The sequence below is a fragment of the Variovorax sp. F042 genome (assembly GCF_057814215.1).
The window spans coordinates 244,216-256,469 of the sequence record NZ_JBVASX010000009.1; the positions used below are offsets into that span (position 1 = coordinate 244,216).

The following is a 12,254-nucleotide window of genomic DNA, read 5'->3' on the forward strand; positions in this document are numbered from 1 at the left end:
CTCTTCGATGGAGCTTTCAACATGCCACGCCACCTCAAGCGCACCGGTCAGCACCTGTATGTCGATGGTTTGCATCTGCTCGGCATCTGCGAGCGATTGATGAAGGAAGCGGTGCTGGCCGGCGCTCCCGGAGGCGCCGGGACGCCTGCGGCCCCCTACACCATGGCCAATGCCGGTGACTGGGTCGCACGCTGGCGCGCGTCGACGCGCGAGGGCATGGTCTATTACAAGATGGCGGGCAGGCTCATCAGCAAGAACCACAAGGTGTATGTCGGCGACGTCGGGCCTGCATACCTTCAATCCACAAGCATCCTGGAGAGTTCGCTCAAGGCATTCCGGTCCAAATACGGCAGGCTGCCAAAGCTCAATCTCCACTTTGGCTATGCCGTCACCTCAATAACAGTAATCAGGGCTGCACTCAACGTCGACAACGCGACGTGGAAAGCATTGCGAATCGAGCAGACGGGCACTCCTCCGCCAACCTGGACGGCATCCATCCTGAGCACTCACCTCATTGCGATGGCAAGAACCCCAGGCGCTTCATCGAACGACCCCAACGATTACATCGATGCGAAGGACAGAGAACTCCTCCAGGAGTGGGCCACCAAGAACGCAATCAACGACCCGCAGTACCAGGTACTCGCGCAGAGGGTGGCCGACCCGGGCCTCATCTATGCAAAGAGCACCGACAGCGTCTATGGCGGCACACGGCCTGCCCCCTGGAGCGAGATACGCCATTCCCCCGTGATCGCCAAGGCGGTCCGCTCCCTGATGAAGGGCGAGTCCCCGTCGTTGGCCGCCAGCCCGGCTGGATACGACAAGGACTACGCGCGCAAGCAGTTGCTGCTGCCCGTCATGACGATGGCGATCTTTCACGCGGAGCCTGCGAGAAACCCGCGTGCATGGCCGATCAACCTGATGATCCTGGACCTCGCGGAGTCCACCACCGCACGCTTCACGTGGGACGCGATCCTGTGGCATCCGCTTGCAATTCCGCAATCGGCCACTACGGGCGCCGGCCATGTTCTCGCCGTGCCCCTGAGCGGCCCCCGGGGGCCGCATGCGCCCCTGGTGCCCTTCGTCGGGCCGCAGCCGACGCAGCAGGAAAAGACGGCACAGGCACGCGCGGAGCGCGCGATCGTGCCCATCACAAGCACGCTGAAGCTGCATCTCGTCGGCGGACTGATTCCGGCAAGCCCCACTGACGGCGGTCGAATAGGCGGACGGCCGCTCTGGGCGCAGAACAGGTTTGCTGCAACCGAGCCTTTCGACTTCATCCATCAGAAAGAGATCGACGTGCTGCTGCAGTGGTTGATGCAATTTCCGGAGATCGGCACCCATTGGAGCGTGCAGGACCCGCCGCCGCACGGCGCCACGCTCGTGCCGGCGATGCAGGTTCTGCAGCGCCAGGTTCCCGCCGATGTGGCAACGACCACAGGCTTGACCCGCATCGCCGCCCGGCTCCAGACCCGGATCGGGACCCTGGATTACATGCATTAGCCAGACCCCCGTCTCTCAGGAGTTCTCCGCTCCGGCGCTTGCTGTTCAATGCGCCCGCGAGCGCCAAGTTCACGCACAAGTACGAAGTCGTCCGGGCCGAGCTGCCCGGCGCCGAGTTCAATACCAGGACCAAGGCCTGACCCAAGACGAACTTCACGCAGCTCCAGGCGTGGAAGCAGATGGAGGCGCTGCCCTGCTTCAAGGCGAACAAGGAGATTCCGGACGCGGTTGCGCTCTAGGCGGCAACGGTCGCAGCGGGACCGAACGCCGCGCCTCAACCCAGCACGTCGTTCACCTGCTCCCGAAATTCGCTCAGGCTCACGGCGGCCCCAATCTCCCGCGGCAACGCATCGCGCACCGAGAACACGCCCAGGATCTTCGCCCCCGCCGCCAGCGGCAGGTGGCGAAAGCCCCGTTCGAGCATGAGCGCGACGGCGTCGGACACCAGCGTTTCGGGCGGCACGCAGATAGGGTTGGGCGTCATCACGTCGCGCACCGCCGTGCGATCAGGGTCCAGCCCCTTGGCCAGCACCCGGGTCATCAGGTCGCGCTCGGTCAGGATGCCCAGCAGCGTGTCGGGCAGGTCCATGATGAGCACGCTGCCGCAGTTGGCACGCGTCATCACGCATGCGGCGTCGCGCACGTTCGCCTGCGGACCCAGGCTGATCACGTGCTTGCGCGAGATGGACTGGAAAACAGTGCGCTCGGTCATGATGCACCCTCCGGAAGTGGCGTCGTGGATGGTGCCGCCGACAGCGGCTCAGCGCAAGGAGGCGTTGAGCCGCTCCAGCGCCGTGGCGCCGGGGCAAAGCTGGTCAGGCCCCATCGCGTTGAGCGACTGGTCGCTGGTGTTGAGCGCCGTGTGCAGGTCGGTGGCCAGCGGGTCGACATAGAGCAGGCCGGTCACCACCTCGCCCATCTCGTGGTGCCGCTGCATGTAGGCCATGGCGGCATAACGGTCGCCAGGGTTGTAGTCGGGGTGCAGGCTGCGCAGGCGCAGCAGCGTGCCGTCGTGCTGGCGTACGTCCATCACTTCGCCCGGTTCGATATCGGCGACGATTTCGTCTCGCCCGCTGATGAAGTCGATGCGGCTCACCGCCTCGTTGTGCTCTCGCACGTAGTCGTAGCTCTTGGTGCTGCCGGGGTGGTTGTTGAAGGCAACGCAGGGGCTGATGACGTCGATGAAGGCGGAGCCACCATGGCTGATCGCCCCTTTTATCAGTGGCACAAGTTGCGCCTTGTTACCCGAAAAGCCCCGCCCCACGTAGCTGGCGCCCAACTGCAGCGCCATGGCCACGAGGTCCACCGGGCTGTCGGTGTTGACGACGCCCTTCTTGCTCTTCGAGCCCTGGTCGGCGGTGGCGGAGAACTGGCCCTTGGTGAGGCCGTAGACGCCGTTGTTCTCCACGATGTAGGCCATGCGCACGCCGCGCCGCATGGCGTGGGCAAACTGGCCCAGGCCGATGGAAGCCGAATCGCCGTCGCCCGAAACGCCCAGGTACAGCAGGTCGCGGTTGGCGAGGTTGGCGCCGGTCAGCACGCTGGGCATGCGGCCGTGCACGGTGTTGAAGCCGTGCGATGCGCCCAGAAAGTAATCCGGCGTCTTCGAGCTGCAGCCAATGCCCGAGAGCTTGGCCACGCGATGCGGCTCGATGTCCAGCTCCCAGCAGGCCTCGATGATGGCGGCGGAGATGGAGTCGTGGCCGCAGCCGGCGCACAGCGTGGAGATCTTTCCCTCGTAGTCGCGTCGCGTGTAGCCGACCTTGTTGGTGGCCAGTGTCGGGTGCCGCAACCGGGGCTTGGCAAGGTAGGTCATGCAGGCTCTTTCTTATCGGTGCTGCCGGAGGCTTGCGTCTGTTGTTGCACATGCGCGCTGATCGACTGGACGATGAAGCGCGCGGTGATGGGCGTGCCGTCGAAATGCAGCACCCGTATCAACCGCGCCGGATCGGCGTCCAGTTCGTTCACCAGCAGGCTGCGCATCTGTGCGTCGCGGTTCTGCTCGACCACGAACACCCGCTCGTGCTGCGCCAGGAACTGCACCACGCTGTCCGGGAAGGGAAAGGCGCGCAGCCGCAGTGCATCGAGATGGATGCCGCGTTCTTCCAGCGCCTGCAACGCCTCGTGCATCGACGGGCTGGTCGAACCGAAATAGATCACGCCCAGCTTGGTCTTTTCGGCGGCTGGCCTCAGCACCGGCTGCGGCACCAGCGTGGCTGCTGTCGCGAACTTCTTCAGCAGCCGCTCCATGTTGTAGATGTAGTCCGGCCCGCGCTCCGAGTACCGGGCGTAGGCATCGCGTGTCGTGCCGCGCGTGAAGTAGCTGCCCTTGGTCGGGTGCGTTCCGGGCAGCGTGCGCCAGGGAATGCCGTCGCCGTCCACATCCTTGTAGCGGCCGAAGTCGCGGCCCGCCTCGAGCTCTTCGGCGCTCATGACCTTGCCGCGGTCGTAGGCCTTGCTGTCGTCCCAGGCAAAGGGCTCGCACAGGCGCTGGTTCATGCCGATGTCCAGGTCCGTCATCACGAACACCGGCGTCTGCAGCCGGTCGGCCAGGTCCAGCGCCGCCGCTGCATGCTCGAAGCACTCGTGCGGGTCCTCGGGAAACAGCAGCACGTGCTTGGTATCGCCGTGCGAGGCATACGCGCACGAGAGGATGTCGGCCTGCTGCGTGCGCGTCGGCATACCGGTGGAAGGGCCGCCGCGCTGCACGTTGATGAGCGTGACGGGAATCTCCGCAAAGTAGGCCAGCCCGATGAACTCGCTCATCAGCGAAATGCCCGGCCCCGAGGTCGCGGTGAAGGCCCGTGCGCCGTTCCAGCCGGCGCCGACCACCACGCCAATCGATGCGAGTTCGTCTTCCGCCTGCACGATGGCAAAGCGGTGCTGGCCGGTGGCCGGGTCCACGCGGAACTTGGTGCAGTACTTCTGGAAGGCCTCGGCCACCGAGGACGACGGCGTGATCGGATACCAGGCCGCGACCGTGGCACCGCCATACACGCAGCCCAGCGCGGCGGCACTGTTGCCATCGACGAAGATCCGGTTGCCGACCCCGTCGGCACGCCGCACCCGCAGCCCCAATGGCTCGTGCAGGTTCTCCCGCGCGAAATCGCAGCCCAGGTGCAGCGCCTGCACATTGGAGGCCAGCAGCTTCTCCTTGCCCTTGTACTGTTCGCCGAACAGCTTCTCGACCACCTCCGGCTCTATGCCAAGCAGGATGGCCAGGGCGCCCACGTAGACGATGTTCTTGAACAGCTGGCGCTGCCGCGGGTCCTGATAAACGGCGTTGCAGATTTCGGTGAGCGGCATGCCGATCACGCGCACGTCGCTGCGGAACTTCGATGGCGGCAACGGCCGCGTGCTGTCGTAGAAGAGATAGCCGCCGGGCTCCAGTTCGGCCAGGTCGGCCTCCCAGGTCTGCGGATTCATCGCCACCATCATGTCGGTGCCGCCGCGCCGTCCGAGATGGCCCTGCTCGGTCACGCGCACTTCGTACCAGGTCGGCAGGCCCTGGATGTTGCTGGGAAAGATGTTGCGCGGACTCACCGGCACGCCCATGCGCAGGATGGCCTTGGCGAACAGTTCGTTGGCAGAGGCCGAACCCGAGCCGTTGACGTTGGCGAACTTGATGACGAAGTCGTTGACCGCCTCTATCTGCTTCATACGGCCACCTCCTGCGCATGCCCTTGTCCGGCAGGTGTCATCTTCAACAAGAACTTCTGCATGTCCCACGCGCCCGTGGGGCAGCGCTCGGCGCACAGGCCGCAGTGCAGGCAGACGTCTTCATCCTTGACCATCACGCGGCCCGTCTTGAGCCCGCCGGACACATACAGGTCTTGCGCCAGGTTCAGCGCCGGCGCCTTGAGCCGTGATCGCAACTCGACTTCCTCGCCGTTGTCGATGAAGTTGATGCAGTCCATCGGGCAGATGTCCACGCAGGCATCGCATTCGATGCAGGCAGCTTCGGTGAACACGGTCTGCACGTCGCAGTTCAGGCAGCGCTCGGCCTCCTTGAAGGCGGTGGCGGCGTCGAAGCCCAGTTCCACTTCCACGCGGATGCTGGCCAGTGCGGTCTCGGCCTTGGCCCACGGCACCTTGTAGCGCAGGTCGTTGGAGGTGTCGTTGTCGTAGCTCCACTCGTGGATGCCCATCTTCTGCGAGACCAGGTTGGTCATCGGCGCCGGGCGAACGTAGACCGGCTCGGCACGCAGCAGCTTGTCGATCGACACCGCAGCCTCGTGGCCATGGGCCACGGCCGTGATGATGTTCTTGGGGCCGAAGGCCGCATCGCCGCCGAAGAACACGTTGGGCACTGTCGACTGGAAGGTGTTCTCGTCCAGCTTCGGCAGGCCCGACTTGTCGAAGGCGATGCCGCAGTCGCGCTCGATCCACGGGAATGCGTTTTCCTGGCCCACCGCGACCAGCACTTCGTCGCATTCGAAATACGCGTCCGGCTCGCCGGTGGGCACCAGCGTGCGGCGGCCCTTGTCGTCGTACTCGGCGCGGACGATCTCGAAGCGCATGCCCAAGAGCTTGCCTTCTTCGTGGACGAAGGCCTTGGGCACGTGGAAGTCGATGATCGGAATGCCTTCGTGCTGGGCGTCTTCCTTTTCCCAGGGCGAGGCCTTCATTTCAGCGAAGCCGCTGCGCACGATGACCTTCACGTCGGTGCCGCCCAGGCGGCGGGCCGAGCGGCAGCAGTCCATTGCCGTGTTGCCACCGCCCAGCACGATCACGCGCTTGCCGATGCTGCTGACGTGGCCGAAGGAAACCGAGTTGAGCCAGTCGATGCCGATGTGGATGCTCGCCGCCGCTTCCTGTCGGCCAGGCACATCCAGGTCACGCCCGCGCGGTGCGCCGCAGCCGACGAAGATCGCGTCCCACTCTTGCGCCATCAGAGCCGTCATCGAGTCGATGCGCTCGCCGCTGCGGAACTCGACGCCCAGGTCGAGGATGTAGCCAGTCTCCTCGTCTATCACCGATTCCGGCAGGCGAAAGCGCGGTATCTGCGTGCGGATGAAACCGCCGGCCTTGGCTTCGCCGTCGAACACCGTCACTTCGTAGCCCAAAGGCGCCAGGTCGCGTGCGACGGTGAGCGAGGCAGGCCCCGCACCGACGCAGGCAACACGCTTGCCGTTCTTCGGCTCCAGCTTGGGCATGCGCGCGCGCACGTCGTCCTTCATGTCGGCTGCCACGCGCTTGAGCCTGCAGATGGCCACCGGCTCGGGCTCCCCCGTGTTGCCCTCTTCCACCCGCCCTCGCCTGCAGGCCGGCTCGCAGGGCCGGTCGCAGGTGCGCCCCAGGATGCCGGGGAAGACGTTGGACACCCAGTTGATCATGTAGGCGTCGCTGTAGCGGCGCTGCGCGATCATGCGGATGTATTCAGGGACGGGGGTGTGCGCCGGGCAGGCGTACTGGCAATCGACGACCTTGTGGAAATAGGCCGGGTTGGCAATGTTCGTTCGCTGCAATGCGTGTCTCCTGCCAGCCGCCAGGGACCCCGGAGGGGCCGACGCGCGGCTCTGGCGCAGTATGCGCCGCACAGGCGGGAGCGCAACCTTGGTGAAATCCCGCAGCTAGCCGGCCTGCCCCTCCAGGGCAACGGCAAAGAGGGCATCGATCAGCGGCCGCTCCCTGCGGATGGAAAGGCAGCACAGCGAATAGCTGATCGACAGCTGCTCATCGTCGATTGCCACTGCCGCCAGGCCCGGCAGCGGAATGAACTCCACCTGCGTGACGAAGCCGACGCCCATTCCGTTGGCCACCGCGTGCAGGATGGCCTCGCGGCTGTTGATTTCCATGGCGCAGTGCAGGTTGACTTTCTGCTGCAGACAGGCGCGCTCGACGCGATGCCGGGTCTTGGAACCGGGCTCGCGCAGGATGACCGTTTCGTGTTCGATGTCGCGGGTGGTGATCGATGCGCGCTTCGTCCACGCATGACCTTCGGGCACCACCGCGACGATGCGCTCAGCGCGGTAGGGCGCGATGTGCAGGCCCTCGGCCGCCGCGGGTTCGGCGACGATGCCCACGTCGATGGAGAAGTCCTGCAGCCCCCGGAGGGTGGACTCCTCCGACCCGATCGACACCGTCAGGTCCAGCGACGGATGCGCCTCCTTGAAGTTGCGCGCCAGCTCCAGCGCAATGGGCGGCGACACCGCGCCGACGCGCACCAGCCCCACCTTGAGCTTGCGCGCGCTCTCCAGGAAGAGCATCGCCTCCTCCTCCTGCCCGAACAGGCCCTGTGTGATGGCATAGAGCCGCTCGCCGGCCGCGGTGAGCCGCACGCCGCGCCCGCTGCGCAGGAACAGTTCCACGTTGAAGCGGGCCTCCAGGGCCTTGACCTGGTCGGTCACCGTCGGCTGCCCGATGTGCAGGTACTGCGCCGCCGAGGTGAAGCCGCCCGTCTTCGCCACGGCATGGAAGCATCTGATCGATTTGTAGTACTGGTGGAACATGCATTCGGGCCCCGGCGAAGCCGGCGGCTCCTTCAGGAAGAAAGCCTCTCACAAGCACGCCCGGGCGCGAATGAGCGCTTTCCCGGTCGCGATGCCCCCATGGGCCATCCATCGATTTTCGACCATGCGGACACCGGAAATGCGATTGGACGCCATGGCGGGCCGCTTCGACACTGGCCGCCATACGAGACAACCGAAGCGAAAGACCCGATGCCCCACGCGTACCACAACCCCGTTTCCATCCACTGCGGCCGAGGCAGTCTGGAGCGGCTGCCCACGATCCTCGCCGGCCGCCGCGTCGTCGTCGTCACCTTTCCCGAAGCCCGCGAGCTCGGACTGGTCGCCCGCCTCCGCGAGCTCCTGAAAGACTCGCTGCTCGGCGTGATCGACGACGTGCGCCCCAATCCCGACGTGGCGCACTTGAGCGACCTCTACAACCGCTTCTGGCAATCGCCCGAAGCATGCGATGCCATCGTCGCCGTGGGCGGCGGCAGCGCCATCGACACGGCCAAGGCGCTGATGGTGGGCACGGCAAGCGGCCAGTTCGACGAACTCGTCGGCCTGCTGGCAACCGGCAAGCCCTTTGCCCCCACCAGCGTCAAGCCGCTGATCGCGGTGCCGACGACGGCGGGCACCGGCAGCGAAGTGACGCCCTGGGCCACGATCTGGGATGCCGCCCGGCAGAAGAAGTACTCGCTGCACCTGGATGCCACCTGGCCCGAGGCCGCCATCGTCGATCCCGAGCTGATGCTTTCGGTGCCGGCGGGCACCACCGTGTCGACGGGGCTCGATGCGCTTTCCCACGCGCTGGAGTCGGTGTGGAACGTGAACGCGAATCCCATCTCCGACACCTTCGCCATCTCCGCCGTGCAGGATATCTTCGAGTGCCTGCCGGCGCTGCGGGCCGATCTCGGCAACATCGAACTGCGCGAGCGCATGGCGCTGGCCGCGCTCAAGGCCGGCCTTGCGTTCTCCAACACGAAGACGGCCCTGGCCCATTCGATCTCGTACGAGATGACGCTGCGCTACGGCCTGGCACATGGAATCGCCTGCTCGTTCACGCTGCCGATCGTTCTTGAAAAGGCATGGGCCCGCTCTCCCGATCGGGACCGCACGCTGCAGCGCCTGTTCGGGCCGGACCTGGCCGCCGGTGCCCGGCGCTTGCGAGACTTTCTCCAGGGACTCGGCGTGAAGACCGAGTTCGCGGACTACGGCGTGGCGGACAGCGAAGCCGCGGCCATGATCGCGCGCGCCATGGATGGCGCGCGCGGCAAGAACTTCATAGGGGCGGTGTCCGCCTAGTAGTCAGTTAGTCGATTGAATCTGTAGAACGTCGAAAAAAATGCCGGCATTCGAGCCGGTCCCACGGACCCACGTCCGTCAAGAACAGGAGACAAAGACATGCAATTGGCAAATCAAGGCCTGCAGGCCGGGGCGTACGCGCCGCCTCTCGAACATTCATTCCGGCGCGCGCAGTGGCGAATGCTGCTGGCCGCGATGTTCTGCTACCTCTTCTTCTATACCGGCCGGCAGACCTTCGGCTTCGCCATCCCGGGGCTGCAGAAGGAATTCGGATTGTCGAAGGAGGTCTTGGGTTGGGCCTCGGCCAGCCTGCTGTGGTGCTACGCCATCGGCCAGGCGATCAACGGCAACCTCGCCGACAAGTTCGGCGGCCGGCGCGTGATGACCGCGGGCGCCATCCTGTCCTGCGCGGCCAACTGGGTCGTGAGCTTCGCCGTCGGGTTCAAGACGCTCGCGATTCCATGGGGCGTCAACGGCTACTTCCAGGCGCTCGGCTGGGCGCCGGGCAGCCGCCTGCTGTCGAACTGGTGGGGCACCGGGGAGCGCGGCAAGGTCTTCGGCTTCTACACCTTCGCTGCCGGATGCGCGTCGGTCCTGTCGTTCGTCACGTCCATCGTGGTGGTCAACGTGCTGCACCTGGACTGGCGCTGGATCTTCAGGCTGCCCGTGCTGCTGATGCTGGTGGGCGGCATCGCGTTCTACCTGATCGCCCGGGAGCGCCCCGAAGACCTCGGGTTCAAGTCGCCCGACACCGGCATCGCCAACGCGGAAGACGCGAAGGCCGCGTCCCTGCAGCACACCACGCCCGACGAAAGCTCGTGGACGCGCTACAAGGCCGTGCTCTGCAACCCGAAGCTGCTCATCGCGGCACTCGCCATCGGCTTCCAGAATGCCGCGCGCTACGGGCTGATCGTCTGGGTGCCGGTGCACTTTCTCGGCAAGGACTGGAGCAAGATGGCCGACGGCATGATCGATCCCGCATGGATCTCGGTCGCACTGCCGGTGGGCATGGCCTTCGGTGCTCTCACCAACGGCTGGATCTCCGACCGCGTCTTCGGCTCGAAGCGCTACAAGGCCATCGTGCTGTACATGCTGCTGGGTGCGGCCGCCTCCGTCGGCATGTACCTGCTGCCCACGAGCATCGGCGGGCTGGCGCTTCTGTTCCTCGCAGGCTTCTTCGTCTACGGCCCCGCCTCTTCGTTCTGGGCGCTGTGCCCCGACCTCGTGGGAGCCAAGCGCTCGGGCACCGCCACCGGCGTCATGAACTTCTTCTCGTACCTGCTGGCGGGCCTCGGCGAACCGCTGATCGGCCGGCTGCTGGATCACTCGGGCAACACCTCGATGGTCTTTCCGATCGTGGCCGCCAGCTGCCTCATCAGTGCCTTCATCGCGGTCTTCATCCGTCGCTGAAAGAGCCCTTTTCTCTTCACCTCCAAGGAATCCCTTCTCATGAAACCCGACTCGCTGGAAGTCAATGCCCGCAGCTACCGCTGGATGAGCCGCCCCGTCGTGGTGGTGTGCGTCGATGGCTGCGAGCCTGCGTACCTGGACGCGGCCATCGCAGCCGGCGTAGCCCCGTACATCGAGCGCATGCGCAAGACCGGAGCAGACCTGCTGGCCGACTGCGTGGTGCCCTCCTTCACCAACCCGAACAACCTGTCCATCGTCACCGGCGCCCCGCCGGCCGTGCACGGCATCTGCGGCAACTACTTCTTCGACCGCGAACTCGGCCAGGAAGTCATGATGAACGACCCCAAGTACCTGCGCGCAGGCACCGTGCTCGCAGCCTTCGCCGATGCGGGCGCTTCGCTTGCCGTGGTCACCGCCAAGGACAAGCTGCGCAAGCTGCTGGGCCACCGCATGAAGGGCATCTGCTTCTCTTCGGAGAAGGCCGACCAGGCCACCATCGAGGAGAACGGCATCGACGGCGTGGTCGAGATGGTCGGCATGCCCGTGCCCTCGGTGTACAGCGCAGAGCTGTCTGAGTTCGTCTTCGCCGCCGGTGTGAAGCTCATGGAATCGCGCCGCCCCGACCTGATGTACCTGTCGACCACCGACTACGTGCAGCACAAGGCCGCCCCCGGCAGCCCCGCAGCCAACGCCTTCTACGCCATGATGGACGGCTACCTCGCGCAGCTCGATGCGCTGGGCGCCACCATCGTGCTCACGGCCGACCACGGCATGAACGACAAGCACGACGCCGACGGCGCGCCCAAGGTCATCTACCTGCAGGACGTGCTCGACGACTGGTATGGCAAGGACCAGGCCCGCGTGATCCTGCCGATCACCGACCCGTACGTGGTGCACCACGGTGCGCTGGGCTCCTTTGCCACTGTCTACGCCCCCGACGAGGCCCGCGTGCCGGGCTGGATCGAGCGCATCCAGCGCCTGCCGGGCATGGAGCTGGTGCTCTCGCGCAAGGACGCGGCCGCGCGCTTCGAGCTGCCGCCCGACCGCATCGGCGACATCGTGGTGGTCAGCGAGCAGAGCACGGTCATCGGCACCTCGGCCAGCCGGCATGACCTGTCGGCGCTGGAAGTGCCGCTGCGCTCGCACGGCGGGGTGTCGGAGCAGCGCGTGCCGCTGATCTGCAACCGGCCGGTCACCGGCATTGCCGCCAGCCGCCGGCTGCGCAACTTCGATGCGCTGGACCTTGCGCTGAACCACGCCCAGTAAACCGTCGCCCGGAGCACTCCCCCATGAGCCAAGCCACCCTGAAGCCAGGCACCATTCACCGCGAAGCCCTGCGCATTGCCGGCGAGCGGATTCACCGCGACCGCACGATCGACGTCACCTACCCCTACACCGGCGAAGTGATCGCCACCGTGCCCAAGGCCACGCTCGAAGATGTTCGGGTGGCCTACAAGATCGCGCGCGACTACAAGCCCACCCTCACGCGCTACGAGCGCTACAAGATCCTGATGCGCGCGGGCGAGATCATCGCCTCGCGCCTGGACGAGATCTCGCGCGTGATCACGATGGAGTCGGGCCTGTGCCGCA

Annotated in this window: 10 protein-coding genes; 5 read left to right on the forward strand and 5 right to left on the reverse strand. The window is 65.9% G+C overall.

Features of this window, described 5'->3' with window-relative positions:
- Window positions 1-21: 21 nt before the first annotated feature.
- Window positions 22-1,500 carry a hypothetical protein gene (locus ACZYSP_RS25225; protein ID WP_489017254.1) on the forward strand — a complete coding sequence of 493 codons (1,479 nt, stop codon included), beginning with the start codon at window positions 22-24 and terminating at the stop codon, window positions 1,498-1,500.
- A gap of 274 nt (window positions 1,501-1,774) precedes the next feature.
- Here ACZYSP_RS25225 and ACZYSP_RS25230 read toward each other — a convergent pair whose 3' ends face one another.
- From ACZYSP_RS25230 to ACZYSP_RS25250, 5 genes are all read right to left on the reverse strand, one after another.
- Window positions 1,775-2,212 (reverse strand): CBS domain-containing protein, encoded by a 438-nt coding sequence (locus ACZYSP_RS25230; protein WP_093078898.1) that lies wholly within the window; start codon window positions 2,210-2,212, stop codon window positions 1,775-1,777.
- Between the two features lie 48 nt (window positions 2,213-2,260).
- Window positions 2,261-3,316, reverse strand: a complete 1,056-nt coding sequence (locus ACZYSP_RS25235) for a 2-oxoacid:ferredoxin oxidoreductase subunit beta (protein ID WP_093058201.1) — start codon at window positions 3,314-3,316, stop codon at window positions 2,261-2,263.
- Window positions 3,313-5,160, reverse strand: a complete 1,848-nt coding sequence (locus tag ACZYSP_RS25240) for a 2-oxoacid:acceptor oxidoreductase subunit alpha (RefSeq protein WP_489017257.1) — start codon at window positions 5,158-5,160, stop codon at window positions 3,313-3,315. The genes ACZYSP_RS25235 and ACZYSP_RS25240 overlap by 4 nt, the downstream gene beginning before the upstream one ends.
- A complete protein-coding gene (locus ACZYSP_RS25245) occupies window positions 5,157-6,968 on the reverse strand; it encodes an FAD-dependent oxidoreductase (protein WP_093058199.1) in 1,812 nt (603 codons plus the stop codon). The genes ACZYSP_RS25240 and ACZYSP_RS25245 overlap by 4 nt, the downstream gene beginning before the upstream one ends.
- Before the next feature lie 105 nt (window positions 6,969-7,073).
- The gene (locus ACZYSP_RS25250) at window positions 7,074-7,952 is read right to left on the reverse strand and encodes a LysR substrate-binding domain-containing protein (RefSeq protein ID WP_093058198.1); all 879 of its coding nucleotides are present in this window, start codon (window positions 7,950-7,952) and stop codon (window positions 7,074-7,076) included.
- A 210-nt stretch (window positions 7,953-8,162) separates the two neighbouring features.
- Here ACZYSP_RS25250 and psrA point away from each other — a divergent pair, with 210 nt between their 5' ends.
- The 4 genes from psrA to ACZYSP_RS25270 all read left to right on the forward strand — a co-directional run.
- Window positions 8,163-9,254: an iron-containing alcohol dehydrogenase PsrA gene (psrA, locus tag ACZYSP_RS25255; RefSeq protein ID WP_093058197.1), complete on the forward strand. Its 1,092-nt coding sequence runs from the start codon at window positions 8,163-8,165 to the stop codon at window positions 9,252-9,254.
- 99 nt (window positions 9,255-9,353) lie between these two features.
- Complete coding sequence (locus ACZYSP_RS25260; RefSeq protein WP_093058196.1) at window positions 9,354-10,664, forward strand: MFS transporter; 1,311 nt, start codon at window positions 9,354-9,356, stop codon at window positions 10,662-10,664.
- 39 nt (window positions 10,665-10,703) lie between these two features.
- Window positions 10,704-11,930, forward strand: coding sequence for a phosphonoacetate hydrolase (phnA, locus tag ACZYSP_RS25265; protein ID WP_097199662.1), 1,227 nt, complete (start codon window positions 10,704-10,706; stop codon window positions 11,928-11,930).
- Window positions 11,931-11,953: 23 nt separating this feature from the next.
- Window positions 11,954-12,254 (forward strand): aldehyde dehydrogenase family protein (locus tag ACZYSP_RS25270; RefSeq protein WP_489017260.1); only part of this gene is annotated, 301 nt, incomplete at its 3' end.

What these genes read in the sequence shown, in the direction of transcription:
- ACZYSP_RS25250 (WP_093058198.1), bottom strand. Translation starts at nt 7,952, where the DNA reads ATGTTCCACCAGTACTACAAATCGATCAGATGCTTCCATGCCGTGGCG.
- phnA (WP_097199662.1), top strand. Translation starts at nt 10,704, where the DNA reads ATGAAACCCGACTCGCTGGAAGTCAATGCCCGCAGCTACCGCTGGATG.
- ACZYSP_RS25260 (WP_093058196.1), top strand. Translation starts at nt 9,354, where the DNA reads ATGCAATTGGCAAATCAAGGCCTGCAGGCCGGGGCGTACGCGCCGCCT.
- ACZYSP_RS25240 (WP_489017257.1), bottom strand. Translation starts at nt 5,160, where the DNA reads ATGAAGCAGATAGAGGCGGTCAACGACTTCGTCATCAAGTTCGCCAAC.
- ACZYSP_RS25230 (WP_093078898.1), bottom strand. Translation starts at nt 2,212, where the DNA reads ATGACCGAGCGCACTGTTTTCCAGTCCATCTCGCGCAAGCACGTGATC.
- psrA (WP_093058197.1), top strand. Translation starts at nt 8,163, where the DNA reads ATGCCCCACGCGTACCACAACCCCGTTTCCATCCACTGCGGCCGAGGC.
- ACZYSP_RS25225 (WP_489017254.1), top strand. Translation starts at nt 22, where the DNA reads ATGCCACGCCACCTCAAGCGCACCGGTCAGCACCTGTATGTCGATGGT.
- ACZYSP_RS25235 (WP_093058201.1), bottom strand. Translation starts at nt 3,316, where the DNA reads ATGACCTACCTTGCCAAGCCCCGGTTGCGGCACCCGACACTGGCCACC.